We start from the raw sequence: 26,410 nt of genomic DNA, 5'->3' as shown, positions 1-26,410 counted from the left end.
ACCCGCTGCCACACTCGGACCACAAGGCTGCCATGACACAGAAAAATGCTCTCATCACCGGCGCATCGCGCGGACTGGGTGCCGCTCTGGCCGAAGCCCTGGCGCCAACCCACCATATCATCGCAGTGGCGCGGACCACTGGCGCTTTGGAAGAGTTGGATGATCGTATCCAGTCGGCAGGCGGCAGCGCTACGCTGGCACCGATGGATGTGACCAACGCAGACGCCATGGCAACCCTATGCCGCGGAATTCATGACCGCTGGGGCAAGCTTGACCTGTGGCTGCACAGCGCCATTCATGCCGTGCCTCTAAGCCCGGCAAATTTTGCCGCTGGCTCGGACTGGAACAAATCCATTGCCGTCAACGCAAGCGCGACGGCCTTGCTTATTTCTTATGTGGCGCCATTGCTTGCTCAACAGGGGCAGGCCATCTTCTTTGACGATCCCCGCGCAGGACAAAAGTTCTTTGGCACTTATGGCGCGACGAAAACCGCGCAGATGGCGCTGGTAGGTTCTTGGGCAGCTGAGACCGAAAAAACCGGCCCCAAGGTATCCGTTGTCACGCCACACCCGATGCCAACCGCCCTACGCGCCCGGTTCTTCCCAGGCGAAGATCAATCAGACTTGGCAAAGCCGATGGACGAAGCCAAACGCCTGTTGGCAGAGCTGCAGTTGACTTGACCTTGGTTACAACAGGCCGATAGCCTGCGCCTATGCGCCGTCTCTCTCTCTTGCCCTCCCGCCGGACCACGTCTGAAACGGCGGTAAAATCTCTATACGCCCGGGCTGCAGATGGTTGGCAGGCTGGGATAGAGCGCATTGGCTACAAAGAAGCCTACCATGCTCTGACGCGCAGTGCCGTGATCGCTGCGCCGCTTGATGGGCCGGGCAAAGTGCTGGACGCCGGAGCAGGCACAGGCGCACTCTCATTTGCGTTTGCACAGAATACGCAACACCCGTGCCACTACGATCTTCTGGACCTGTCACCAGAAATGCTAAACCGGGCTGGCAACATCATCTCTGCATCAACGCGCCAGATTATTGGGGCTATTGGGTGCGCTGACCTCTCATGCCACAAGTATGATCGCGTTCTATGTGGTCATGCAATCGAGCACTGCCATGATGCACAGGCCGCTTTGGCCTGGCTTTTCGAACGACTCAAACCCGGTGGGCAGGCAATATTTGCGATATCCAAACCACATTGGTGCACGGCCTTGGTGCGGTGGAAATACGGTAGCGCAGCCTTTACGCCTGATATAATCGAACAGATGCTTGCGCAGGTTGGTTTTGTCGACGTCCAAACGCACCCCCATCACAGCGGCCCTCCTAGCCGTCTGAGCTGCGGGTATCTGGCCACACGCCCTCACTGAGACGCGCCCCTGGAATGGTGCGTGCAAGCACACACCCTACTTTGCCCTTCCGGTCCGGCGCGACGATCATCCCTCCAACAACAGACCGGTATGTTTGCTAGAGCGGCTTCTGTTGTGTCCCCTCAGACGACCAACTGTGGCACAGTCAACAACCTCTGGCGTCAGCGCACTGTCAATGTCGCCAAAGACTTGCCCCATGTGCCGCCACCGCCTATGCAGTAAAAAACACCACCAGAGGGCGGCCTATGCGTATTCTCATCACCAATGACGACGGTATCAGTGCTCCGGGGCTTGTGGTGCTTGAAGCCATCGCCCAAACGCTGGCCGGCCCGCAGGGTGAAGTCTGGACTGTGGCCCCGGCCTTTGAACAATCCGGCGTCGGCCACTGTATCAGCTACACCCACCCCACCATGATGACCAAACTGGGCGAACGCCGCTTTGCAGCCGAAGGCTCGCCAGCGGATTGTGTGTTGGCCGGGCTCCATGTGGTAATGAAGGACAGCCCACCGGATCTGGTGCTCTCCGGCGTCAACCGCGGCAACAACTCCGCCGAAAATGCGCTGTACTCTGGCACCTTGGGGGGGGCGATGGAAGCGGCCCTGCAAGGGGTGCCAGCAATCGGATTGTCGCAGTATTTTGGACCTCGCAACTATGAAACGGCCAACCCGTTTGAGGCAGCTTCGGTGCATGGCGCCGCATTGATTGCCCGAATTTTTGAGGCAAAAGTGCAGTCAAATAGCGACTATGGCCTGTTCTACAATGTCAACTTTCCACCTGTTCCAGCTGCTGAGGTCAAAGGCACCCGTGTGGCTGCTCAGGGGCTGCGCCCCGGCACCTCGTTCACTGCTGAACCACAACTATCCCCCACCGGGCGCCCCTATCTTTGGATCAAAGGTGGCGATCAGCATATCCCCACTGCGCCGGGAACCGATGCCGCCGTCAATCTGGAGGGCTATATTTCAGTGACGCCAATGCGTGCTGATTTGACAGCCCATGATGCGCTGGAGGCCCTGAAGGTCATTCAATGAGCAGCCCAGACCCCGAAACCAAGATGCAGTTCCTGTTTGCCCTTCGTTCAAAAGGGGTGACCGAAGCCCGTGTGCTGAATGCAATGGAGGAAGTTGACCGCGGCCCGTTTATCCGCGGCTTGTTTGCGCAACGTGCCTACGAAGACATGCCCCTGCCCATTGCCTGCGGTCAGACAATTTCGCAACCTTCCGTGGTTGGCCTGATGACCCAAGCATTGCAGGTGTCGTCACGCGATACGGTGCTCGAAGTTGGGACTGGCTCGGGCTATCAAGCAGCAATCTTGTCCAAACTGGCGCGGCGGGTCTATACTGTCGATCGCCACGCCCGCTTAGTTCGCGAGGCGCGGCAGATTTTTGAAAAGCTACACCTTGCCAACATCACCTCTCTGGTCGGGGATGGCAGCTTTGGCTTGCCCGATCAGGCGCCGTTTGACCGCATTTTGGTCACTGCCGCCGCTGAAGATCCGCCAGGGCCGCTGCTGGCGCAACTCAAAGTCGGCGGAATCATGGTTGTACCCGTTGGGCAGTCAGATGCAGTACAGACCCTTATTCGGGTGCAAAAAACACCAGATGGGTTGGAATATGACGAATTACGCCCTGTTCGCTTCGTGCCCCTGCTTGAGGGATTGGGCAAAGAGACATAAGTAGTGCCAAATTCAGGCCTATTCGGGCCTGTCTTGGTCAGAGTTCTGGCCATAGAAATGAACGAGTGACTGTATACCCCCGGCACAAAAGGGGGATCGCATTTGCAGGAGAGCAGAATGACGATGACCTTCCCCTTTTACCGCCTAACACGCAGCGCCGCCATGTTGTCTGCACTGGCGATTGTAGCAGCATGTGACGGCCCCTTGGACTATGATTTGCGTGGGCAGGTCGGTGCTTTCAACACCTCCAATGCTGCACAGAACGCGACCACTGGTCGCCCTCCAGCAGATGACCGTGGATTGATCACCTACCCCACCTATCAGGTGGCAGTGGCGCAACGTGGAGATACCGTCGCAGATGTTGCTACGCGGATCGGAATGCAGGCTGACGAAATAGCCCGTTTCAACGGGGTTCAGCCCAGCGACCCTCTGCGACCCGGTGAGGTTCTTGCGCTGCCACGCAGGGCACCGGATCAAGTAATTTCCTCAGGAACCCCCGCCAATCCGGGCTCGGTTGATATCGAAGCGCTTGCCGGATCAGCTATAGATGGCGCCACATCCCCTAATCCCGGCTCTGTGACCACCACTCAGTTACAGCCGACGCCGTCCAGAGTTGAAAAGCCCGCAGTTCAAGAGGGACCGGAGCCGGTACGGCACAAGGTCACCCGCGGTGAAACCGCCTATACAGTCTCGCGGCTATATCAGGTTCCGGTCAAGGCGCTCGCCGAGTGGAATGGTCTAAGCAGCGACTTTGCCATTCGCGAAGGTCAGTATTTGCTGATCCCAATTAAGGATCAGTCCGCCCCTGCCCCTGCATCACCGGCCGTCGCCACCACAGTGACAGTTCCCGGCCAGGGCACCACCACGCCCACCCCACCAAGTTCGACCAAACCTCTGCCACAAGAAAATGTTGCTGCAGCTGCTGAAACGCAGCCCGAAGCACAGGTTGAGGTCCCGACCCCCAGTCGTAACAGTCAGGCCGCAATGAGCTATCCGGTTCAGGGCAAAATCATTCGAACCTATTCCAGGGGTAAGAATGACGGGATCGATATCGCGGCGGCCGCAGGCACCCCGGTCAAAGCTGCACGAAGCGGCACAGTTGCTGCGATAACCGAAGATTCCAACAAGGTCCCAATCATTGTCATCCGTCACGATGCAAAGCTACTGACGGTTTATGCGAATGTGGAAAACATTGAGGTCAACAAAGGCGACAAGGTCAAACGTGGCCAGACCATTGCTGCACTGCGCAGCGGTAACGATGCCTATGTTCATTTTGAAGTACGTGACGGTTTTGATTCAGTCGATCCACTGCCTTACCTGCAATAAGGCAGTGGAATTGGTCTCGCAGCCCTATGAGGCCGGCTGCGCAAATGTTTAAGGTCTTGCCGGACGCTGTATTAGCTCAGTGTAACCCCCTGGCGCCCCGCCAGATCAACAAAGAACTGCCAGGCGACACGGCCCGAACGGGCACCCCGTGTTGCTTGCCATTCTATCGCCTCGGCCCGTAAGATATCAGCCTCAACACTCACGCCATAAGCCGTGCAATAGCCGTCGATCATCGCAAGGTATTCATCCTGATCACAGGGGTGGAAGCCCAACCACAGACCAAAACGATCTGACAGCGAGACCTTTTCCTCGACTGCCTCAGACGGGTTGATGGCGCTGGAGCGTTCGTTTTCGATCATGTCGCGCGGCATCAGATGGCGGCGGTTTGAGGTAGCATAAAACACCACGTTTTCTGGCCGCCCTTCGATGCCGCCATCCAGCACCGCCTTCAGGCTTTTGTAGTGCTGGTCGTCATGGCTAAACGACAGGTCATCGCAAAACAGAATGAATCGCTGCGACGCGCTGCGCAGATGATGCAGCAGTCGCGCCACCGAAGGCAGGTCTTCACGCTGCAGCTCCACCAGCTTCAGATCTGGGTGATCTGCCAGCAGCGCCCCATGCACTGCCTTCACAAGGCTCGACTTACCCATGCCCCGCGCGCCCCACAACAGGGCGTTGTTGGCGCCATGCCCCCGGGCAAAACGGCGGGTGTTCTCCAGCAGCGTGTCCCGCGAGCGATTGATGCCCACCAACAGGTCCAGGTCCACCCGACTGATATCGGCCACCGGTTCCAGCCGCTCAGGCTCCACATGCCAGACAAAGGCCGAGGCCGCGTCAAAATCCGGTGCCGCAAGGGGCGCTGGTGCCATCCGTTCCAAAGCTTCAGCAATGCGGGTGAGTGTGATCTGGTCCATCGGTGTCTCCGTCCTGTCTTCCCGCTGACAAAGCATGATATTGCTTAAGCAACAAGGGCAAGATCCTAGCCTCACCACCATTCAATATACGTGATACGTTTAATCATAAATATCAATTTTCATTATGAATGACATTTATCTAGAAAGGATCCAACGCAAAGGAGACCACAATGAACCCGCAACGTATCGCAGCTTTTTCAAACGGCCAGACAGGTGGAAACCCAGCTGGAGTTGTCATTCAGGACCAATTGCCGACCCCAAAAGAGATGCAGACCCTTGCACGCGAAATCGGCTATTCCGAAACCGTTTTTGCAGCCCCCATAGGCGACCAATGGCAAGTCCGCTATTATTCGCCCGAAGCTGAGGTCGCTTTTTGTGGCCACGCAACAATCGCCCTTGGGGTTGCTTTGGGGGAAACTTATCATGCGGGAACGTTCGAATTGAACCTGTCACAGGGCAGTATTTCGGTTTCTGCCGCTGAAACTCCAAATGGCTGGACAGCTGAACTCAAGTCTCCCGAAACCTGGTCCAAGCCGCTTGACACCGCGCTACTTGCGCAATTGAAATCGCTCTTTGGTCTGAGCGACGATCAACTTGATCCCCGCCTTCCCGCAACCCTGGGCTTTGCCGGTAACCAGCATGCCATACTTGCCCTGCGCAACCGGGCTGACCTGAAAAACATGTCCTATGATTTCAACACCGGTCTCGCCCTGATGCAGGAACACGACCTGACAACAATCAGCCTGCTCTATGTTGAAGCAGATACTGTTATTGTCTCTCGCAACGCCTTTGCCATTGGCGGCGTGGTAGAAGACCCGGCCACAGGCGCTGCAGCCGCCGCACTTGGCGGTGCATTGGTGGATCTCAACTGGCCCTCCCTACAGGGTGGTGGCGCTTTTCAGATCCGACAGGGTGAGGACATGGGGCAGCCATCCCTCCTGAATGTCACCGTGTCCGGTAAGTCAGGTGATAGCGTCCGTGTCGCAGGCACCGCACGAAACATCTGATCATCCATGAAAGCCGGTTAATGTGGCGATGCCTTTCAACCCTGCACATTAATGGGCTTCCAAAAACCAGCTGCTCCAGCCCATCAGAAATGCTGGGGAATGCAGTCTGACCCGTCATAACCTGTAGCTGACGAAGCCAGTTTCAGTGAGGGCGACAACAGACCGCACATTGATCCAGTACATGAGCAGGGGCGGACCCGACAAAATGGGACAGCGGTGCAGAAATCAATCTACAGTGGGAGTTGAACGTTTTTATTTTTAAGAGGCCAAACCATGGCTCATTTTAAGTCCTATGTTATTTGCACGAGTCCACGAAGCGGCAGCACCCTATTATGCAAAATGTTGGGCAACACGGGAAACGCAGGCGTTCCGGGCTCACATTTTCACGAGCCGTCGCTTTCCAAATGGCTTAGCGACTACGGCCTTGATCCTGACAACTACAGCACCCAGCAAGAGACCCTGCAAGCGGTTTTCGCATCCGCAATTGAGCGTGGCAAAGGTGAAACCGATGTATTCGGCCTGCGCCTGCAACGGCATAGCTTTGGCTTTTTTATGCGCCAACTGGCCGTTCTTCTTCCTGAAACAACACTCGAAAAAGAGCGCCTATCTTCCGCATTTGGAACAACGCTCTTCATACACCTCTCGCGTGAGAACAAGCTCGATCAAGCAATATCCTATGTGAAGGCAACGCAAACCGGATTGTGGCACGCAGCGCCTGATGGAACTGAACTGGAACGTCTGTCAGAGCCAAAGGAACCGAACTACAATGCTCAGGCGATTTCAAAGGTGCTCTCGGATTTTGTAGCCATGGACTGTGATTGGAAAACTTGGTTTGACACACAGCAAATAGAGCCCCTCAAGATTACCTACGAAGACCTATCACACGACCCTCAAGCTACGCTTGCGCGGGTTCTTGAGAGGCTCGGCTTGGAATTTGAACCAAGGACTGGCGATGATTTACCAGTCGCCAAACTGGCTGATGCAACGAACAAAGACTGGTCAGACCGATTCATTTCGGAGATGTCAGAAATAGACAGCTGAACACCGCCATCGAGCGGTTTCTCAAAGACAACCAAACAAAAAAGGGCGCGCTATCTCTGGCGCGCCTTTCCAAATTCTTTGCACAAAGTCACCGTCGCCTTATTGTCGTTTTTAAATTAGATCTGACTTGGGACAAGATGATAGTGAAACCATGACCTGTTGCTACGAACTAACAATTGATAATTCAGAAATTTCCATAACTTACGAACTTGCACCTGTGAAAGAGCCGCCTTCTCCATTTCCGACTTCATGGTGGTCTGGGCTTCGCGATCTAGAATATTCCCATGACGGTTGCTTTGGCCCAATTACACGCAAAGAGTTGGCAAATCAGTGGGTACTAGTAAATCCTAGGATTGAAGAGTTGCCAGACGTTATGGGTATTCCTTATCCTGATGGTCGCCCACCGTTGATTGTGCGAAGAGCATTAAAAGAAGCCATCGAAAATGCGAACCTTGGCAACTGCGACTTTGTGAAAGCAGGACCTATCTGGAACCGAAGATTTCACCGCGAATTGCTAGACCAAGATTACTATTTCATGGCGATCCAAACCGAAGTCGACTCGTGGGATCGAGACCAGTCAAGCATTTCAGAAATCAATAGAAGTGATGGGACGAGCTTTTTTATAATCAACTCGCCCAGGACCATCCGGAGCAAGGCCATTGGCCAAAACTTGCTGTGGCGGGATGCACTAACTGGTACTGTTTTATGTTCTGAGACTTTCAAATTACTTGCGGAACAAGCTGGCTGTCGCGGGTTAGCTTTTTGGAAGCTCGAACAGACGGAAACATGAACCTTGGCAGCACTTTCATAGACTAGTCAGCCATTTCGTTGCATGGAATTCCAAACAAAAAAGGCGCGCCATCTCTGGCGCGCCTTTATGTTCAGTTAACCTCAGACCTATTTGTCCTTACTGTCGTCAACCTCGTCATCCTCATCGAACTCAGCCAACATTGGATCATCAAAGTGAGGCTCAGCATCAGCAGGATCCATGTCGTCCTCGTCGTCATAGAACCCTTCGGCCCGTAACTTGGCCTCACGTTTTACTTCGACACGGCCCACCAGGAAGATCGAGACTTCGTACAGGCCATAGACTACCACAAACAGGATCACCTGCGTGATCACATCCGGCGGTGTCACCAGCGCAGCCAGCAACAAGATTGCAACAACAGCGTATTTACGAACCGATTTCAGCCCCTCGGCACTGACCAGTCCAACCTTACCCATCAGGGTCAGCAGAACCGGCAGCTGGAAACACATGCCAAAGGCCACGATGAACTTGATCGTCAGGTTCAGATATTCCTGGGCCGAGCCCTGAAATACCACGCTCAATGGTGCCGCGGTTGCATCCGGAACAGCCTCTCCGCCGGATCCAAACTGCTGGAAACCAAGGAAGAACTCATAGGCTAGCGGCGTCACAACGTAAAAGGCAAAGCTGGCACCCAGTGCAAACATGAAAGGTGACGCCAACAGGAACGGCAGAAACGCGCCTTTCTCGTTTTTATACAGCCCCGGTGCCACAAAGCGCCAAACCTGCATCGCCAAATAGGGGAACGACAGAATCAGACCGCCCAGCAGCGACACTTTGATCGCAACAAAAAAGCCCTCTTGCGGCGAGATAAAGATCAGGTCGCAGTCCTGCCCCCGGTCCGCAAGCACCTGACACAGGGGATTGGTCAGAAAATTGAAAATCGGTGTCGCCACGGTAAAGCAGATGATCATACCGATCAAAAATGCCACCACCATGTGGATCAACCGATTGCGCAGCTCAGCCAGATGCTCGATCAGCGGGGCTGAGCTGTCTTCGATCTCGTCAGTCTGGCTCATGATTTACTCTCATCGTCACTCTTCAGCGCCGCCTCGGCTTCTTCTGCCTTGGCCAGCGCCTCAGCAGCTTCACGGGCTTTTCGCTCAGCAGCAGTACGCGCTGTAGCCGCCTGGATTTTCTTGGCGTCCTCAGCCCGTTCAGCAGCCAGTTTCCCGGTTTCACTGTCAGGGTCGAACTTGTCCAAGTCTGGGCCCTTACCGGTAAAGTCCATGCTCTTGGCCATATCCTGCGCTGCGTCACGCACACCGTCCATTGCCGTACCAACCGGATTGGTCGCCGCCTTCAGGCTTTTGGAGACGTCCTTGATACCGGACTGATCAGCAGCATCGTTCATGGCGCTGCTAAACTCGCGCGCCATGCCCTTGGCCTTGCCAACAAACCGACCAACCGTACGGAACATCACCGGCAGGTCCTTGGGGCCAACCACAATCAGTGCAACAACACCGACCACCAGCATTTCGGTCCAACCCAAATCGAACATAGCGGATTACGCCTTGTCTTTGTCAGTTTCAGGCGTGACATCCGTGGCGGCCTCAGCTGCATCTTCTTCCAGCTCTTTAGTGCCTTCATTGATGCCCTTTTTGAACGATGTGATTCCTTTGCCCACTTCACCCATCAACGAGCTGATTTTGCCACGGCCAAACAGAACCAGAACCACAACAGCGATTAGCAGCAGGCCGGGAAGGCCAATATTGTTCAACATGAGAATGTCTCCTTTAGTTTCGGCGCCCATCCGCGCCGTGTATTCGTTTCACTAGTGGTTCTACGCCCGCCGATGTTTGATCGAAAGCAACAACGCCGGACTGACAGGCCATTCCGAGCTGATATTGCATTTTTTTTCAGCGAGCCGAACCTCAACTGACAGGTTTATGTCAGTTGCCCCCTGCTAGGTCCAGAGCGTCAACACAAAACAGGAGACGACACATGAAAACCGCAGTTGCTGAGATTGTAACTTTTGCCCTGATCGACGGCATCACCAACGAATCCTTTGTAGAGATCAGCAAGGGCACCGAGGCCTTTTGCCGTGCACAGCCCGGCTTTGTCCACCGTCAACTCAGCCGTGGCGAAGATGGCCGCTGGACCGACTATGTGGTCTGGGAAACCATGGAGAATGCTAAATCCGCAGCCGCTGCCTTTATGGCAGATGGATGCACCGCCGAACTGATGAAGTCCATCGTTCCAGACAGCGCCAATATGCGCCACGAAGACGTGCTGTGGGACATGGCTGCTTGACGAGACAGGTCGGGACGGGACAAGGGTACTCCCATGCGACGTTCCGACCGCCTCTTTGATATCATCCAGATCCTGCGCGACGGCAAATTGCATCGCGCACAGGACATCGCGGACCGGCTCGAGGTGTCGGTCCGCACCATCTACCGCGACATGGACACGCTGGTCGCCAGCGGAGTCCCGGTCGAGGGTGAGCGCGGCGTCGGCTACATGGTGCGCGAGGCGATCACCCTGCCCCCCGTCACCCTAACCGCCGCAGAACTTGAGGCGCTCAACCTCGGCATGGCCATTGTCGCCGAAGCCGCCGACGATGATCTGAAGGCCGCCGCGCAGTCCTTAGCTGACAAAATCGACGCCGTACTGCCCACCAGCACTGTGGCCGAGGCCGACGCCTGGAAATTTGCAGTCTATCCCTTTTCCAATGCAACCCTTGGCTTTACTCACATGCCTGCGCTGCGTGCCGCCATCAAGGCGCGTCAAAAACTTCATCTCGACTACAGACGTATCGACGGCGTGCTGACCGCCCGGACCATCAGACCGCTGCATATGGAATATTGGGGTCGGGTTTGGACCCTCACAGCCTGGTGCGAAACGCGCAGCGCCTTCCGTGTATTCCGCGTTGACCTGATCGAACAGGCCACCGCCCTGCCCGAGCTGTTTGTCGATGAACCGGGAAAGCGGCTGGAAGATTATCAGAGCCAAGAAGTGGCATCTGTGCAGACGGATCAGATCTCTCCGAGTACCTAGCTTCAGATCGTTTCGGGCCGAGTGAAGCACCCGGCCCGGCTGTTACATGAGCTATGCAATCTGTTTTGCATCGGCCCAGGTTTTGATGTGATCTGCGATAGTTGAGAGCTTAACACCAAAGGTTGCTTCAACGGCATTGGTGTCGATTGCCATATCGTCGTTGCCCATTTTCGCTAGCGCGCCATACAAATCGGTCAAAGCAAATGCAACACCCGGATTTCCGAGTACATCGCTAACACGTTGACCAAAGTCAGCAGGTGAAAGCGGGGCATATTGTACCGTCTTACCAGCCCATTCCGAGAGTTGCGTAGCCAGTTCGTCACCAGTTACAGCCTCAGGTGTCCCGATTTCGTAGCTTTTACCTGCCAAGTCAGGACGCGAAAGGGCTGCAACGGCCACTTTTGCCTGGTCATGATGCGACGTCCAGGTAACTTTCATGCTCGCTGGAAGCGGCGGGTAATCCAGAATGCCCTCGCTCCGCAGATGCGGAACAAACAAATCCGGCAGAAGGTTTTCTAAGTAGATAGTGGGTTGTAGCACAATCGAAGGGATGCCGCTTGCAAGAACCGCCTGCATACCACCGGTTGCCCCATCAATCATCATCGAGGACGGATATCGCGAACCGGATGTTGCGCCAGTGGTATATACCAGCAAAGGCAGGGAAACACGGTGAGCCGCGCCAAATAGGGCTTTCATCCAATTGGCAGGGTCTTCCGGGGACTGAGGCATTGGCAAGTGGACAAATGCGGCGTCGACACCATCCAATACCTTCGCAAGGGCCTCCTCATCGTCCAATGTGGCAGCAAAGGCCTGTGCCTCTGGGTGCAATTTTGAGATTTTTGAGATATCTCGTGCGACGGCTCGTACGGTCATCCCTTTGACAAGGGCTTCACGTACGACAGGTGCGCCCTGCGCTCCGGTCGCTCCAAAAATCGCGACTGTCTGGTTCATTGTGGTTCTCCATGGTACTAAGGTTACTCTTAGGAACCGTAGATAGGAGACCAGAAATGGCAGCGAAAGGAGGCACTAATTCATTGGATAGGCACACCGAAGTAACCAAGCTTGATATCGAGGAGATGAACGACGGTGTCGATTCATGGATCGCCAACGAATTCAGCGGCGTTTGCCCTGTACGGGATCTGCTGGACCGCATTGGTGACAAATGGAGCGTAATGGTTGTTCTGCGACTTGGACGCGGAACTGAGCGGTTTCGGGCACTCTTGCGCGCCGTCGATGGCATTTCGCAACGCATGCTAACCGTTACGCTACGTGCGCTGGAGAGCGACGGGCTGGTTCACCGTGAAGTTTTTGACACACGTCCGCCATCTGTGGCCTATAGCCTAACGCCACTGGGTGTTTCACTCTTGGTTCACATATCAGCCTTGGCAAACTGGGCTATGGAACATGAAGCTGAGGTGAAGGAGGCGCAAGCTGCCTTTTCAGCCAAGACTGCTAAGGCCCCCAGCGAACACCGAAATTAAACACTGGATGTTTCGCAAACATCCTCCCCCGCTCAAATATTGTCAGAGCAACAGATCCATTTCGAAAATACCCCTGTTCTCACAAAGGGCCCAGAGCATACGTTCTACAGCCTCGGTGCCAGATGCAGATGCTCCTAACATAACCTGCTTGCCACTGTGGCTATACCGTTTCGGCTCCACATCTATCAAAAGCGAAGTCGGCATCCAATTTCATTTTAATTTGGTCTCGTTTTGTATGGTTTCAGGGGCGCAAAGGGGTGATCAAAATGAAAAATCTTCTCATTTCAACAACTGTCACCACGTAGTGTTGCAGTGCACTGGCTGCACAAACATCCATCGAACAATCCAAAACCATCCCCAATATGCTGCAGCCCGACACAGATCACGGCACCTGTAGCATCGGGCTGCTGGTCAACCCAGGCGGGGCAGACCTAAGATCAGAACCGCAACCCAGTTTCCCGTAATCCCAATACAGGAAGCCGGTCCTGTTGTGTCTGGCTGTAATAAGCGGGATGGTTGGGACGGCGTTATCAATGGACAAGACGAAACCTGCAGCATTGGTTTATTGATCGCCACCCCAGACCAAAACATCGTTCTATCAGGAACCATCTCAGCAAAGGTCACTGCATCAACGGTCTCTGCAACAACAGCAGGCAAGAAGCACCCGGCAAAGGCCCTCATTAGGGCTAGCTGGCAAGCACCCGTTTCACAGTTTGATGCGCTGACTGGCAGGCGCCATGAACGGTGGCCTGATTGCGACCACCCAATGCCTCCCCAGCAAAGAACACACGCTGCTGCAAAGGAGCCAGTATTTCGGCCATGCTGTCGAATTCAGCATCATCGAAGTCATAAGAATAAGACCCTCGTATATAAGGTTCTTTCGACCAGTTCTGCACCACATGTTTGACATAATAGCGCGAAGCCTGCCCGCCATAGATCTGGTCCAGTTCACCAATCAGTTTGGCTCCAACATCCCGATCACTCAGCCGCACATAGGGCCCGGCCTGCGCGTTGACTGCAAACAGACCCAGAATATGACGCCTAGATCCCTTCCCAAATGCAGCGTCATAAACCGTTTTGTAATCCCCACCCAATGCAACCTTGGTCCCTCGATCAAAAATCAAAACATCTGGATAGAACCGCTTTGAAAACTCGACAAAGACTTTGATACCGTCGCCCATTACAACACCCCGAATTGCACGGCTTTGCGCTTTCGGCATGGGCGGGTCAAATCGGATGGCATCGCGCTGCAACATTGTGACTGGCACACTGACGATAACCTTATCCCCCTTGAACACCTGGCCTCTCTTCGTCTTCACCACCACCTGACTGCCACTGTAGTCTATGCTGGCGACCGGGCTATTTAGATGAATTTGGTCGCGAACCGTCGGGACAATAAACCGCTCAAAGAACCCGTACCAGGTTGTCGTCTTGAACTTATACTCCGCATATACACGCCGGAGCCAGTTCTGTTGCTTCAACCGGCCATCCACCCAGGACTGAAATTGTTGTGGCTCATAGTCGATCGTTTCCACATCCATCAGGACAGAGGGATCATCCACAATATCGCCAAGAACAGAAGGCTCGTCGTGAATCCACTCTGCGCCCAGATCGACCGGGAAATCAGCGAACCCCTTCAATCGTTTGACCCGTCCGCCGATCTGCTTCGCCGCCTCAACGATTTGCACTTCCACCCCCGCCCTGCGCAGCAGATACCCTGCGGTCAACCCCGCAGCTCCCGCGCCAACAATGACAACTTTGGACGGTTTTGATGCCCCGAAAACCCCAGTCGCGCTAAGTGCGGCTGCTAATGAACTGCTCAACCCCAGCGCCAGACACTGCCTTAGAAACAGATGTCTTGTAATCTCTGTCATCGCAGCCGCTCCCTAAGTTTCGCAGCTCAGTTGCGCTTTAAACTGGTTACATCAAATACTTGGTTCACATCCGGTCTAGGCTCAGAAATTGGTACAGATACAGTTCTTAGCTGCCGGTCACAGTACTAAGAGCAATGTTTCCGCTTCAAAAGACCAGCTCCAATATTCAAGCCTAAGCAGCAGACAGCCTTAGTCAACGCGCAAATACAAAGCACCGATTGCGTTTCACAGTCAGCCACATCACCCGGCCCGCCTGCGGCAGGAATACATTTGGCACTGTGGCCTTCAGAGTAGAGCCGTCATGATCCATTTTGAATTCCACCAGGCTTTCATGGCCCAAAAAGCGCGCGCGTACCACCGTGCCGCGTGCCGCCACCCCATCACTTGGGGTTGGCAATGGACCGGATCCGGCACGGTCAAAATCAATCTTCAGATGTTGAGGGCGAAAAACAATGTCCACATCGGTGCCATCAGGCAAGCCGGGCGCAAGGAAGTCCCCAAAGGCCGTTTCAGCCAGAGATCCCTGTACCCGCGCTTGTAAAACGTTGGTATCACTAAAGAACGCCACCGCAGCATGATCAACTGGTCGGTTATAAACGTTGTAGGGCGCGCCCTGCTGTACAATCTTGCCACCGCGCATCAGTGCAATCTCATCAGCCATCCGCATCGCTTCTTCTGGCTCATGGGTGACCAGCAGAACCGCTGTGTCTTCTTCTTTCAAAAGGCTCAGGGTTTCATCGCGAATGCCATCGCGCAGCCGGTTGTCCAACCCTGAAAACGGCTCATCCATCAGCATAATTCTTGGCCGCGGAGCCAGCGCCCGCGCCAGCGCAACCCGTTGCTGCTCTCCACCTGACAGTTGATGAGGATAGCCATCAATAAACCGCATCAAGTCAACCCGCTCGAGCAGCTCTTCAACCCGTGCCCGCTTCGTTTCCTTTGCCCCCTTCAGGCCAAAACCTACGTTGTCGGCCACGCTCAGGTGTGGAAACAGCGCGAAGTCCTGAAACATCAACCCAATTTCACGCCGTTCAGGTGGGACCCTGAAAACAGTGTCGCAGATCAGCTTACCATCGACATAGATCTCACCGCTGTCTTGCATCTCGACACCAGCAATCATGCGCAGGGTTGTTGACTTGCCACAGCCAGACGGTCCCAACAGGCAGGTCACTTGTCCTGCTTTGATGCTCAGCGACACATCATCAACCACCGCCCGACCACCAAAATGTCGCTTCAGGTTGCGGATTTCCAGACGTGGTGTGGTTTGCATCAGGCTGGCCTCGGGAGCAGTATTCATCGGAGTTGTGAAGCCTTTTTAGGAGATTTCCAAGGAAAACCATCGGATTTCCCCGCGCAGATAGCAACCCCAACGCGGTGGCGCAAGCCATCAGCAGCAGGTTGAAACGCCACCACTGTCCATTTCATTAAATGGGCTTTCTCCGCCGCACCCCGCAAAAATCCCATAATGGGTATCAAAATCACCGATGAACTCGAAATGTGGCGCAAAACGCGTGTCTTGCAGCATTCTCCACGTATTACCGCAGACGGGGAACACCTTGCCTGCCTCAATGAGATGATGATCGTCCAGCTCAAAATAATGTGGCGCATGCGGGATCGTGCCGCGGTAGATCACCGCCTGACCATAGTCTTCGCAGGCGGGCTCCAACCCCTCCAATTTGAATAATCGGTAGGTCGCCGACAGAAACTTCAAAGGCTCCACCCGGGCCTCCAAAACTGGATTTTCAATCGTCAAAGCGCGCGCAGTCACCCGGCGTGGATCGTCAAAACCCGAGTCTTTTGCCAAGGACAAAAAATCGTTCCAGTACAGCGCACCTGACAGGCATTCGCCATACAGCATGTCGTCTTCGGCCATGGCCTTGGGGATGCGACGATCTGCATAGACATCCGAAAAATACATCTCGCCGCCCTGCTTCAGTAACCGATGCGCCCCCCGCAGGACTGCCGCCTTGTCGGTGGCAAGATTAATGACACAGTTTGACACGATGATATCAAACGAACCCGGCTCAAGATCTAGCGCCTCTAGCTGTTCGATGAACCCGTGGTGGAATTCAACATTTGAATGCGCATGGCCAAATTTCTCTGCGTGGTAATCCTGATGCGCCCGCGCGACATCCAGCTGCGTGGCGGTCATGTCAACGCCCACCACCAAACCAGTCTCACCAACCATAGCAGACAGAGCATAGACATCCCGCCCGGCTCCACAGCCCAGATCCAATATCCGTGCACCTTCAAGTGCAAGCGGCGCAATCAAGCCGCAGCCATAGTAGCGGGTCAAAACGTCGTCATGGATCTGCGCCAGAACGGCTTTGACATGATCCGGCATATCATCCGGGCTGCAACAGGCATTGGTTTGCAAATCATCACTGCTCTGCAAAACCTCACCGTAATAACTCTGGACAGTTTCATGGTTCATTACGTTGATCTCCGGCTCTGTTTGCAAATGGGCGGCAGCCATTCTTTCCTGCAGTCATAACCATCCCAATTTACATAAGTGTGACAAGTTGAGCCCCCCGTTCATCTAGCCCTAAATATCCCGGGGGAGGCCCCATAGGGGGCTGGGGGCAGCGCCCCCAACTGTTGATGTTCAGATCAGGCCATCAGCTCGAACTCAACGTCGTCGCGCACCCGTCCATTGACCAGCAACTCTATCCGATGTTGACCGGGCACCAATGTGAATGTGCTGGCATTGCCCTTCAAGGGATGGCGTTTTTTAAGGGTCAGCGCTCCGCCTGTTACGCGGGCCTGCTTCAACTTGAATACCTTGGCGGATATTTTGCCACCTGGGCGTTGAAAGTGCAGCCGGTAGTCCACCAAAACCGGCAAGTCCTCCGCCGTATTCAGGTGGCAGGAAAACTCCAGTGCCTCGCCAATTCTCACAGCGCCAGCCTTCAAATCCAACCGCGCGTCCAATTTCGCCAAAGGATCATAGCCCAGCATTTCCATGGCCCGCGGATGCCCTGATTTGACCAATCCACGCAGAGCATGAGCCGTCATCCAATCCAGTTCCCGCCGGTCTTGCTGCGCATCAACCCGCCATTTCTCCAACAGATCCAGCACAAGGTCAGGGTCTTTTTTGGTTATGTCATTCAGATGGTTGGCAATTGATCGCGTAACATAGCGGGTTGCATCACCATGAAGCGCCTCCAGCAGTGGCAGTGGCTCAGGCAGATCCAGCCCAACCGCAAGCCCCCAAGGCAGTCTCGGGCGGGTCCCCTCGCTGACCAGACGGCGCACATGATAGCTGTCGTGCCCAGTCCAGGCCTGCATCCGCGCCATTGCTTCAACAGGCCAGCGGTTCAGGAACGGTCGCACCGCCCATTCCATCGAAAATCTTTGGGTCAGTTCGGCCAGAAGATCCAACGCCAACTCGCGGTGGTCCTCCAATCCTTTGGCTACAACAAATTCTCCCAGTGGGGCAAAGATAAAATCGCCAAAATCATCATCTGTCTTCTTTGGGTCCAGCGGCTCAGGCAATGCGCGCAGCAGCACCGGGGCAACCTCTGGCAATGTCCCGGGCAGGGCCTCCCCCAACATTTCAGCAATCCAGTTGATCCGCTGCTTCAACTCAAAACCAAGCAGCTGCTCCATCACCCGCGATTCAAACTGTTCTGCGTCGAACCCAGGATCAGCCTCGGCAAACAGGCCCGCCAAATAGCGGACCTTCTCCTGATTGAACAACTGGTCTTTCAAAGAAAATCCACTTGCCATTTACATCACCAAGTTGGAGGCACCGCCATCCAGCAAAATGTTTTGCCCAACAATAAACCCAGCATGCTGCGAACACAGGAATGCACAGGTGGCACCAAATTCGCTCCGGGTGCCATAGCGGCCGACTGGAATGGTTGCACTGCGCTGCGCCTGGGCTTCCTCCATCGTGATCCCTTGCTGCGAGGACACACCCGTGTCCAATGCAACGGCACGGTCGGTGGCATGAATGCCTGGCTGCAAATTGTTGATCGTTACACCCTGCCCTGCAATTTGACGCGAGGTGCCGGCCACATAGCCTGTCAACCCAGCCCGCGCCGAATTCGACAATCCCAGCACAGCAACCGGTGCCTTGACCGAAACGCTGGTGATATTGACCACCCGGCCCCAGCCACGATCCATCATCCCCGGCATCAGCGCCTTCATCAGTGCAATTGGGGCCAGCATATTGGCGTCCAGTGCTGCAATGAAATCATCGCGATCCCAGTCCATCCACATGCCCGGAGGTGGACCACCGGCATTATTGACCAAAATGTCCACGCCCGTAGCAGCCGTAATCACCTGCGCCTGCCCTTCAGCCGTTGAAATGTCAGCAGCAACTGTAACCACGTCAACGCCATACTGGTCACGGATCGCCTGCGCCGAAGCCTCTAGGGCTTCCGAGCCGCGCGCGTTCATCACCAGATTGACCCCAGCCTCTGCCAGCGCCTCGGCACAGCCCAGTCCCAAACCCTTGCTGCTGGCACAGACCAGTGCGCGCTTGCCTGAAATTCCCAGATCCATGGTTTCTCTCCCTCAGATGGATGCAATTTTGCGCCATCCTTGCACCGGCTTTCCTAAATTGACCAGCCCGGCCGCCTGCAAATTTGCGTCATCTGGTCCAGCTACAGCCACAATTCGCTGCTACACCTTTGGCAAATCCCTGCTATAGGTGTGGACTGGTGCAACGATTGCCCCAATATCACCTTATGGTTCACTCTTACCCAAGGTTTCCAAGTGCACTCAGAACACGGCCATATCCAATCAGTCCTTGTCTACCCTGCCACCGGTTTCTCCGTGCAGGTCGGCGCTAATCTGGGCGATACGCTGGGGGTGCTGGATGATCTGATGCTTGATGACACCTATCAACTGGACCAAAGCACATCCCCAAAGCGGCTAGGCTTGTTGGCCCAAATGGGCGGCGATCTGCGGGTGGCTGAAGACACTGAACTGGGGACCGCAAATGCCCAGTTGCATCTGGATTGTGCGCTGAGCTTGATGTCTCCCGATGGCAGCATCACCGAGGCGCTGGTACTGGTTGAGGTTGATCAGGACGGAATGATTTCTGATATTTTCCTGTTACCTTTGGCACCAATAGTGGCCCAAACCGACTATGTGCTTGTGCGCGGCGAACGCAAAGACGCCCGCAAGAAACTGGCGCAAATTGCCAATGTCTCGTTTAGCCGCGGCACGCATATCACCATGGCATCCGGGGCTCAGGTTCCAATTGAACAGCTCCAGCCAGGCGACAAAGTTCTAACCCGCGATGAAGGCCCACAAATGGTCCGCTGGATTGGTCAGACAACGCACCGTGCCGTTGGGGGCATGGCGCCTATATTGATCCGTGCCGGCGCGCTGAACAACGAAAACGATCTTCTGGTCAGCCCCGATCACCGGTTGTTTGTTTATCAGCGCAGCGACGAGATTGGCGCAGGCGCGTCTGAACTGCTGGTCAAGGCACGCCACCTGATCAATGGTCACACGGTTGTGGTGCAAGATGGTGGTTTTATTGACTACTTTCAGATCCTGTTTGATCGCCACCATATCATCTACGCCGAGGGTATCGCCGCCGAATCCCTGCTGGTTGACCCCGTCACAAAACCCGCGCTGCCGCCCGAGCTCCTTGACCAGCTGTCGCCACATCTGACCTCCCATGGTCGACGGGATAACCACGGATTGGATGTGCAAAAAGCCCTGCTGGATCGCCCCGACGCCATTGCGGCCTTGAAACGCGCCTCACTTCGCTGAAAAAGGCATAGCTGCAGCTACGCGCAGTCCAGTGACATAGACCCAACTGATTGACGCCCCCTGTAGGCCTCGATCATCATGTCCGGACGCTTTAGCACCCCCTGCGCGATCAGCAGTCTCATGTGGCTGTTGTCATAGTAACGTTCTTCGATAATCTTGCCACTGCGCCATTGTTGCCAGCACAGCCCGTCAATCTGATGCCGGATGCCTTCGGATGTGCTGAAACTGGTTTTGTTTCGAAACACACAGATCTGCAGCACCTCGATGGACCGCACCTCTGTAATCATCCCCTCGATCAAAGAGGCCGTATTTATGAACGGTTCCTGCTTACGCCGAGCTTCACCAGCACCAGTGGCAAACAGGATGTCATTGGCAAACATCACCCCATCCGCAGCAAAAAATTTGTCAAAGGCCGCCAGAGGTTTCCCGGCTTGCAGCAACTCAATTTGTTGGCTGACGCAGTCAGCAAAAGAACGCTCAATCATCTCGATATCCTATTTCTATGTTCTGTGCCTGTCTGCGGCACCCAGGAAGAGAACATTTATAGAACATAGCGCATTTCGCGGTCAACGCGATTCGAGTCGACTGATGACAGTTTCTGGCATCAAAACCGAATTCTACCCCTCCCACCTTTTATCTCCCCTCCTCCAACTCTCGCACTTTGGCATGGGCATTCAGGAACAATCGTGGCGTCACATTATCCCCGTCATAGGCCTCGATGTGACCGCTTAACAACGCCATCCAGTAGATCCGCAAAATCGCGTTGATGCGGCGGCCATAGCCGGGGCCAAGTTTGCGAAACCAGCGCACCATATCCGCATCCAGCCGCACGGTGACACGGGTCTTCTCCCGGTCCAACCGCTCCCAGCTGTCCATCCCGTTCCAGTCTTCCGGCATGCTTTTGTCGAGCCACACCTTGCGCAGTTCATCTTGGTGTCGTTCCAGTTCCAATTGCATTTCTGTACTGGCAGACTTTCGATTGATGATCATGTTATCACAGCCCTGTGCCTGTTGCGGGAGCGACAAATCTGGACCCCAAAGGTTAATCCCGCCAATGCACGGCGCCCGGTGCACAGGTGGTGCACGCAAAGTGTACAGATCGCACCCTCCGTTTTCCTTGCCTCAGCCCACTTTCTTACCTATACGCGCGCTCATGTCTGACATTGCTTCAAACCGCCCCAATCTGCCGGCTGAAATCGCCCGCCGCCGCACCTTTGCGATCATCTCGCATCCGGATGCGGGCAAGACCACTTTGACGGAAAAATTTCTGTTGTATGGTGGCGCGATCCAAATGGCCGGACAGGTGCGTGCCAAAGGCGAAGCACGCCGCACCCGATCCGACTTTATGCAAATGGAAAAAGACCGCGGCATCTCAGTGTCAGCATCCGCAATGTCGTTTGATTACGAAGACTTACGGTTCAACCTTGTTGACACGCCCGGCCACTCGGACTTCTCCGAAGACACCTATCGCACCCTGACGGCAGTAGATGCTGCGGTCATGGTCATCGATGGCGCCAAAGGTGTGGAAAGCCAGACACAGAAACTGTTCGAAGTTTGCCGCTTGCGCGATTTGCCAATTTTGACATTCTGTAACAAGATGGACCGGGAAAGCCGTGAAATCTTTGATATTATTGATGAAATTCAAGAAAATCTGGCGATCGACGTGACACCGGCCAGCTGGCCAATTGGGGTTGGGCGCGACTTTGTTGGAACTTACGATATCCTGCGCGACCGGTTAGAACTGATGGATCGCGCTGACCGCAATAAAGTTGCAGAAAGCATTGAAATCAACGGCTTGGATGACCCCAAACTGGCTGAACACGTGCCTGAACATCTACTCGAGACATTTCTTGAAGAACTAGAGATGGCGCGCGAACTCCTGCCAAAACTCGACCGTCAGGCTTTGTTAGATGGAACAATGACACCAATTTGGTTTGGTTCAGCAATTAATTCCTTTGGTGTCAAAGAGTTGATGGATGGCATCGCCAACTACGGACCTGAACCTCAAGTTCAAAAAGCCAATCCGCGTGATATCGCGCCCGAGGAAAAGAAAGTTGCCGGCTTTGTCTTCAAAGTGCAGGCCAACATGGACCCCAAGCACCGTGACCGCGTCGCCTTTGTACGCATGGCCTCAGGCCATTTTAGTCGCGGTATGAAATTGACCCATGTGCGTACCAAAAAGCCGATGGCGATTTCCAACCCAGTTCTGTTCTTGGCCTCAGACCGTGAATTGGCGGAAGAGGCCTGGGCTGGTGATATCATCGGCATTCCAAACCACGGCCAATTGCGCATTGGTGACACACTGACCGAGGGCGAAGCCCTGCGTGTGAGCGGTATCCCATCGTTTGCGCCAGAGCTGCTGCAAAGTGTGCGTCCCGGTGACCCACTAAAAGCTAAGCATCTTGAAAAGGCCTTGATGCAATTTGCCGAAGAAGGCGCAGCCAAGGTGTTCAAACCCTCTATCGGTTCTGGATTTATCGTTGGCGTTGTTGGGCAGCTCCAGTTCGAAGTGCTCGCAAGCCGGATCGAGATGGAATATGGCCTGCCTGTTCGTTTTGAACAGAGCCAGTTTACCAGCGCCCGATGGGTTAACGGTGACAAACAAGTACTTGATAAATTCATCAGCACCAACAGCCAACACATCGCCCATGACCACGACGGAGATATCGTTTATCTTACACGTTTGCAGTGGGATATTGACCGCGTTGTTCGGGACTACCCAGAGCTAAACCTTACCGCTACCAAGGAAATGATGGTCTAGATAATCATCTGAAACACTGAGAAACGGCAAATGTCGAACTCTGAACACTCTCGCTGGGGTCTTGTGGCCACCATCAAGGCCCCAGCTATCGATATACTGAATTTCGCTGCCTATCACCTCGAGGCGGGCGCGCACCGGCTGTTTCTATACCTTGATGCCCCATGCCCAGATGCAATGCCCTTTCTCAAGGCACACCCCAAGATCCGGGTCATCCTGTGTGACGACGCCCATTGGCAAAAACGACGCAAGTCCCGCCCCATTAAACACCAAGTTCGCCAAACGCTGAATGCAACGCGCGCATATCGGCGTCAGGCCGGCGATGTTGATTGGCTGATCCATATGGATGTCGATGAGTTTTTGTGGAGCGAGCAGCCTGTTCATACACATCTTGGTCCGCTGCCGCAGGATGTATTTTGTGCGCGGGCCCGCCCTATAGAATCGCTGGCCGGTGATGGCACCGCATTTAAGGGGCATATTCCAAACGATCCAGCCCGCAGTACAATTGTTCGCCAGCTCTACCCTCGCTTTGGGGATCAGCTGAAAACGGGCTTCCTTAGCCATGATCAGGGCAAACTCTTTGTACGAACCGGTGCCGAGGGCATAGAGTTTCGTATCCACAATGTGTTCCGCGAGGGCGAAAGCAACCCTGATCAAATCGAACTGTCTCCGGTCGATTTGTGCCATGTACACAGTAAGGATTGGGACAGCTGGTTTGCTCACTACCGCTATCGCCTGCAGCAAGGGTCATACCGGCCAGAACTTGCGCCCAATCGTAGGCGCGAACTGGGGGGGATCACCCTACACGAGCTCTTGACCGAAATAGAAACTGAAAATGGCCTATCCGGGCTGCGCGCTTTCTATGATGAGCTCTGCGCTGACACACCGGAACTGCGCGCCCGTCTACACGACCAGGGACTGCTGAAGATCCGCAGGCTTCACCTCACCGAAAAACGTCAGAAACAATTCCCTGCATTCGGTTGATTTGTTTCCCAAATGCCCCAATAACACATTCCCAGCGCAGATTAGCCGACTCTGTTTGACCCATCGCCGTGATTTTGCTATTCCCCGCCGCGAGCCAACAGTGCAAATCGCACTTAGACCATCCGGGTCCGGCCATATCAATGCACGTGCGGGCTAAGTCAGCGTCCGCGAAACGCGGATACACATGACGAAATTTTCTGATCTGAATCTCAACCCTAAAGTTCTCAAAGCAATCGATGAAGCGGGTTATGAAACCCCAACACCGATCCAGGCCGAGGCAATTCCGCCTGCGCTGGAAGGTCGTGACGTTTTGGGTATTGCCCAGACCGGAACCGGTAAAACTGCATCTTTTACCCTTCCTATGATCACTTTGCTGGCCCGAGGCCGTGCGCGCGCCAGAATGCCACGCAGTCTGGTCCTGTGCCCGACGCGTGAACTCGCTGCTCAGGTCGCCGAAAACTTCGACACCTACGCTAAGCACCTGAAACTGACCAAAGCCCTGCTGATTGGCGGCGTTTCGTTCAAAGAACAAGATGCAGCAATCGACCGTGGTGTTGATGTTCTGATTGCCACCCCGGGCCGTCTGCTGGACCATTTCGAACGCGGCAAACTGATTCTATCTGATGTCAAAGTCATGGTAGTAGATGAAGCCGACCGAATGCTCGACATGGGGTTCATTCCTGATATCGAACGCATTTTTGGCCTGACCAACCCGCTAACCCGTCAGACACTGTTCTTCTCGGCCACCATGGCGCCTGAGATTGAGCGCATCACCAACACGTTTTTGTCGGCTCCTGCCCGGATCGAAGTGGCACGTCAGGCAACCGCATCTGAGAACATCGAACAGGCCGTCGTGATGTTCAAAGCCTCGCGCCGGGATCGTGAAGGCAGCGAGAAACGCAAGCTGCTGCGCACGTTGATTGAGGCCGAAGGTGAGAAGTGCACGAATGCGATCGTCTTTTGCAACCGCAAGACGGATGTGGATATTTGCGCCAAGTCGCTTAAAAAATATGGTTTCGATGCGGCTGCAATCCACGGCGATCTAGACCAGAGCCAGCGTACTAAAACCCTGGACGCATTTCGCGAAGGTCAACTTCGCGTTCTTGTGGCGTCTGACGTTGCTGCCCGTGGTCTGGATGTTCCCAGCGTGAGCCACGTTTTCAACTATGACGTCCCCAGCCATGCCGAAGACTATGTGCACCGTATCGGCCGCACCGGTCGGGCCGGTCGTGACGGCAAGGCGATGATGCTTTGCGTTCCCAAGGACGAAAAGAACCTCGCCGACATCGAGCGTTTGGTCCAAAAGGAAATTCCTCGTCTGGAAAACCCGCTGAAATCGGCCAAAGAAGAAGCGGCAAAAGACAGTGCCAAAGATGGTGCGGAGGAAAAGAAATACACCACGCGTACGCGCCGGTCTTCCGCGAAGACAAGCGAGCCACGCAAGGCAGTGGATGAGACCACTGACAGCGCGAAGGATCGTCAGCCTAAAACAGAAGAACGTCAGGCCAAATCTGAAGATCGACGCCCCAAGTCAAACGATAACCGGTCCCGTTCTTCCGACAACAGGTCGAATTCGCGTTCCTCTTCCAACCGTTCACGCGGTGGCCGAGACAACGGGAAATCTGTGGTCGGCTTAGGCGATCACCTCCCCAGCTTTATTGCGCTGAGCTTTGAAGAGCGCCGCGCTAGCTAACTCAACAACACGCTTGAATTTTGAAAAGGCCGTGCTCCCAGGGGTACGGCCTTATTTTTTTGTGATGTCCCGATGCTGTGTTGATCTAATGCGCAGACCTTGCGGAGACCCAAACGGCACCGCCAGTTGAGACTAAAGGCACAAATTGTTTCTGGCAGCCAAGTGAAAACAGCCTTAAAGCCAGCGGTTTAGAAACACTTTTGGGCTCTCCTACTTTCAATTGAATCGCACATGATCAACTACTTTGTTGGGACTAGAGCAGCCTAGATATTCCCTTGGAACACATACACAGAGGTACATGAGCAAAAGCTGTCCGGTGGAAGCCATGCCCAATCCGACAGCAGGTTTTCTCTCGAAGTGGCCACCTTACCGTCGTCCCCTACTAGAGTGTTAACTTACGTTTGCACCTGCAGCATGGCGGCAATGTCGTATTGGCCGATGTTCTTGAAGCCAAATCAGCCTATCTGATGTGTAAGACAACCAAACGACTGATGACCCAGCGAGTTGATACCATGAACAAAATTGAATATCCTCAAATCTCCGCCGCCGATATCCGCAACATCGAGGCCCGCGCACACCAGCTTCGCGCTGAGGCAATGCGCGATTTGTTCCGTGCGCTTGGGCGCGCAATTGCTGCACTGCCGCGGAAAGTTTCCGGGCTGTTTCACCGCCCACACCACGCGTGACCAAACACACAACCACAGCTCACTTCGAATAGAAAACGCCCCGGTCGGAACAACCGGGGCGTTTTTTTTG

At 54.6% G+C, this 26,410-nt stretch carries 28 protein-coding genes; 16 read left to right on the top strand and 12 right to left on the bottom strand.

Annotation, left to right across the window (positions count from 1 at the left end):
- Positions 1-32 precede the first annotated feature (32 nt).
- From GO984_RS08760 to GO984_RS08740, 5 genes are all read left to right on the top strand, one after another.
- Positions 33-680 (top strand): SDR family NAD(P)-dependent oxidoreductase, encoded by a 648-nt coding sequence (locus tag GO984_RS08760; RefSeq protein WP_157022150.1) that lies wholly within the window; start codon positions 33-35, stop codon positions 678-680.
- Positions 681-712: 32 nt separating this feature from the next.
- Positions 713-1,369 (top strand): class I SAM-dependent DNA methyltransferase, encoded by a 657-nt coding sequence (locus GO984_RS08755; protein ID WP_157022149.1) that lies wholly within the window; start codon positions 713-715, stop codon positions 1,367-1,369.
- 245 nt (positions 1,370-1,614) lie between these two features.
- A complete protein-coding gene (surE, locus tag GO984_RS08750; RefSeq protein WP_157022148.1) occupies positions 1,615-2,397 on the top strand; it encodes a 5'/3'-nucleotidase SurE in 783 nt (260 codons plus the stop codon).
- Positions 2,394-3,041 (top strand): protein-L-isoaspartate(D-aspartate) O-methyltransferase, encoded by a 648-nt coding sequence (locus GO984_RS08745; RefSeq protein WP_157022147.1) that lies wholly within the window; start codon positions 2,394-2,396, stop codon positions 3,039-3,041. Before surE ends, GO984_RS08745 begins: the two co-directional genes overlap by 4 nt.
- 117 nt (positions 3,042-3,158) lie before the next feature.
- The gene (locus GO984_RS08740; RefSeq protein ID WP_157022146.1) at positions 3,159-4,367 is read left to right on the top strand and encodes a peptidoglycan DD-metalloendopeptidase family protein; all 1,209 of its coding nucleotides are present in this window, start codon (positions 3,159-3,161) and stop codon (positions 4,365-4,367) included.
- A 71-nt stretch (positions 4,368-4,438) separates the two neighbouring features.
- On the opposite strand, the gene GO984_RS08735 is transcribed toward GO984_RS08740, so the two are convergent.
- Positions 4,439-5,281 (bottom strand): ATP-binding protein, encoded by an 843-nt coding sequence (locus GO984_RS08735; protein WP_157022145.1) that lies wholly within the window; start codon positions 5,279-5,281, stop codon positions 4,439-4,441.
- Positions 5,282-5,451: 170 nt separating this feature from the next.
- On the opposite strand from GO984_RS08735, the gene GO984_RS08730 reads away from it, so the two are divergent.
- The 3 genes from GO984_RS08730 (at position 5,452) to GO984_RS08720 (ending at position 8,119) form a co-directional block, all read left to right on the top strand.
- Positions 5,452-6,288, top strand: a complete 837-nt coding sequence (locus GO984_RS08730) for a PhzF family phenazine biosynthesis protein (protein ID WP_157022144.1) — start codon at positions 5,452-5,454, stop codon at positions 6,286-6,288.
- A 273-nt stretch (positions 6,289-6,561) separates the two neighbouring features.
- A complete protein-coding gene (locus GO984_RS08725) occupies positions 6,562-7,329 on the top strand; it encodes a Stf0 family sulfotransferase (protein ID WP_157022143.1) in 768 nt (255 codons plus the stop codon).
- 127 nt (positions 7,330-7,456) lie between these two features.
- Positions 7,457-8,119, top strand: a complete 663-nt coding sequence (locus GO984_RS08720; RefSeq protein WP_157022142.1) for an imm11 family protein — start codon at positions 7,457-7,459, stop codon at positions 8,117-8,119.
- A gap of 107 nt (positions 8,120-8,226) precedes the next feature.
- On the opposite strand, the gene tatC is transcribed toward GO984_RS08720, so the two are convergent.
- The 3 genes from tatC to GO984_RS08705 are packed head-to-tail and all read right to left on the bottom strand — an operon-like array spanning position 8,227 to position 9,857.
- A complete protein-coding gene (tatC, locus tag GO984_RS08715) occupies positions 8,227-9,153 on the bottom strand; it encodes a twin-arginine translocase subunit TatC (RefSeq protein WP_157022141.1) in 927 nt (308 codons plus the stop codon).
- Complete coding sequence (tatB, locus tag GO984_RS08710) at positions 9,150-9,635, bottom strand: Sec-independent protein translocase protein TatB (RefSeq protein ID WP_157022140.1); 486 nt, start codon at positions 9,633-9,635, stop codon at positions 9,150-9,152. The genes tatC and tatB overlap by 4 nt, the downstream gene beginning before the upstream one ends.
- 6 nt (positions 9,636-9,641) lie before the next feature.
- On the bottom strand, positions 9,642-9,857 hold the full coding sequence (locus GO984_RS08705; protein WP_157022139.1) for a twin-arginine translocase TatA/TatE family subunit: 216 nt from the start codon (positions 9,855-9,857) through the stop codon (positions 9,642-9,644).
- A gap of 221 nt (positions 9,858-10,078) precedes the next feature.
- Between GO984_RS08705 and GO984_RS08700 the strand changes: the two genes are divergently transcribed.
- Both GO984_RS08700 and GO984_RS08695 read left to right on the top strand, forming a co-directional pair.
- Positions 10,079-10,387, top strand: a complete 309-nt coding sequence (locus GO984_RS08700) for a hypothetical protein (protein ID WP_157022138.1) — start codon at positions 10,079-10,081, stop codon at positions 10,385-10,387.
- A 33-nt stretch (positions 10,388-10,420) separates the two neighbouring features.
- Entirely contained in the window at positions 10,421-11,131 is a 711-nt protein-coding gene (locus tag GO984_RS08695) for a helix-turn-helix transcriptional regulator (protein WP_157022137.1), read from the top strand.
- Between the two features lie 51 nt (positions 11,132-11,182).
- Here the strand turns inward: GO984_RS08695 and GO984_RS08690 are convergent, their stop codons facing one another.
- Positions 11,183-12,082 carry an SDR family oxidoreductase gene (locus tag GO984_RS08690; protein WP_157022136.1) on the bottom strand — a complete coding sequence of 300 codons (900 nt, stop codon included), beginning with the start codon at positions 12,080-12,082 and terminating at the stop codon, positions 11,183-11,185.
- 56 nt (positions 12,083-12,138) lie between these two features.
- Between GO984_RS08690 and GO984_RS08685 the strand changes: the two genes are divergently transcribed.
- On the top strand, positions 12,139-12,612 hold the full coding sequence (locus GO984_RS08685) for a winged helix-turn-helix transcriptional regulator (protein WP_245231045.1): 474 nt from the start codon (positions 12,139-12,141) through the stop codon (positions 12,610-12,612).
- Between the two features lie 686 nt (positions 12,613-13,298).
- Here the strand turns inward: GO984_RS08685 and GO984_RS08680 are convergent.
- The 5 genes from GO984_RS08680 to GO984_RS08660 form a co-directional block, all read right to left on the bottom strand.
- On the bottom strand, positions 13,299-14,486 hold the full coding sequence (locus tag GO984_RS08680) for a flavin monoamine oxidase family protein (RefSeq protein ID WP_157022135.1): 1,188 nt from the start codon (positions 14,484-14,486) through the stop codon (positions 13,299-13,301).
- Positions 14,487-14,679: 193 nt separating this feature from the next.
- Positions 14,680-15,783 carry an ABC transporter ATP-binding protein gene (locus tag GO984_RS08675; RefSeq protein ID WP_157022134.1) on the bottom strand — a complete coding sequence of 368 codons (1,104 nt, stop codon included), beginning with the start codon at positions 15,781-15,783 and terminating at the stop codon, positions 14,680-14,682.
- Between the two features lie 90 nt (positions 15,784-15,873).
- Positions 15,874-16,920, bottom strand: a complete 1,047-nt coding sequence (locus GO984_RS08670) for a methyltransferase domain-containing protein (RefSeq protein WP_157022133.1) — start codon at positions 16,918-16,920, stop codon at positions 15,874-15,876.
- A gap of 176 nt (positions 16,921-17,096) precedes the next feature.
- Positions 17,097-18,215 carry a hypothetical protein gene (locus GO984_RS08665; RefSeq protein WP_157022132.1) on the bottom strand — a complete coding sequence of 373 codons (1,119 nt, stop codon included), beginning with the start codon at positions 18,213-18,215 and terminating at the stop codon, positions 17,097-17,099.
- A complete protein-coding gene (locus GO984_RS08660) occupies positions 18,216-18,995 on the bottom strand; it encodes an SDR family oxidoreductase (RefSeq protein WP_157022131.1) in 780 nt (259 codons plus the stop codon).
- Positions 18,996-19,208: 213 nt separating this feature from the next.
- On the opposite strand from GO984_RS08660, the gene GO984_RS08655 reads away from it, so the two are divergent.
- Positions 19,209-20,219, top strand: a complete 1,011-nt coding sequence (locus GO984_RS08655) for a Hint domain-containing protein (protein WP_342448069.1) — start codon at positions 19,209-19,211, stop codon at positions 20,217-20,219.
- 17 nt (positions 20,220-20,236) lie between these two features.
- Here GO984_RS08655 and GO984_RS08650 read toward each other — a convergent pair whose 3' ends face one another.
- Positions 20,237-20,704: a hypothetical protein gene (locus GO984_RS08650; RefSeq protein WP_157022130.1), complete on the bottom strand. Its 468-nt coding sequence runs from the start codon at positions 20,702-20,704 to the stop codon at positions 20,237-20,239.
- A gap of 148 nt (positions 20,705-20,852) precedes the next feature.
- Positions 20,853-21,209, bottom strand: a complete 357-nt coding sequence (locus GO984_RS08645) for a BrnA antitoxin family protein (protein WP_209279390.1) — start codon at positions 21,207-21,209, stop codon at positions 20,853-20,855.
- A gap of 163 nt (positions 21,210-21,372) precedes the next feature.
- Between GO984_RS08645 and GO984_RS08640 the strand changes: the two genes are divergently transcribed.
- The 4 genes from GO984_RS08640 to GO984_RS08625 all read left to right on the top strand — a co-directional run bounded on the left by GO984_RS08640 (position 21,373) and on the right by GO984_RS08625 (position 26,340).
- Complete coding sequence (locus tag GO984_RS08640) at positions 21,373-22,980, top strand: peptide chain release factor 3 (RefSeq protein WP_157022129.1); 1,608 nt, start codon at positions 21,373-21,375, stop codon at positions 22,978-22,980.
- Positions 22,981-23,010: 30 nt separating this feature from the next.
- Positions 23,011-23,961, top strand: a complete 951-nt coding sequence (locus GO984_RS08635) for a glycosyltransferase family 2 protein (protein WP_157022128.1) — start codon at positions 23,011-23,013, stop codon at positions 23,959-23,961.
- Positions 23,962-24,145: 184 nt separating this feature from the next.
- The gene (locus GO984_RS08630) at positions 24,146-25,654 is read left to right on the top strand and encodes a DEAD/DEAH box helicase (protein WP_157022127.1); all 1,509 of its coding nucleotides are present in this window, start codon (positions 24,146-24,148) and stop codon (positions 25,652-25,654) included.
- Positions 25,655-26,145: 491 nt separating this feature from the next.
- Positions 26,146-26,340: an RSP_7527 family protein gene (locus GO984_RS08625; RefSeq protein WP_167740263.1), complete on the top strand. Its 195-nt coding sequence runs from the start codon at positions 26,146-26,148 to the stop codon at positions 26,338-26,340.
- Positions 26,341-26,410: the final 70 nt, after the last annotated feature.

Source organism: Parasedimentitalea huanghaiensis, from assembly GCF_009753675.1.
Lineage (GTDB): Bacteria > Pseudomonadota > Alphaproteobacteria > Rhodobacterales > Rhodobacteraceae > Parasedimentitalea > Parasedimentitalea huanghaiensis.
The sequence above is the reverse complement of the archived record's forward strand: the minus strand, read 5'-3'. Positions and strand labels throughout refer to the sequence as shown.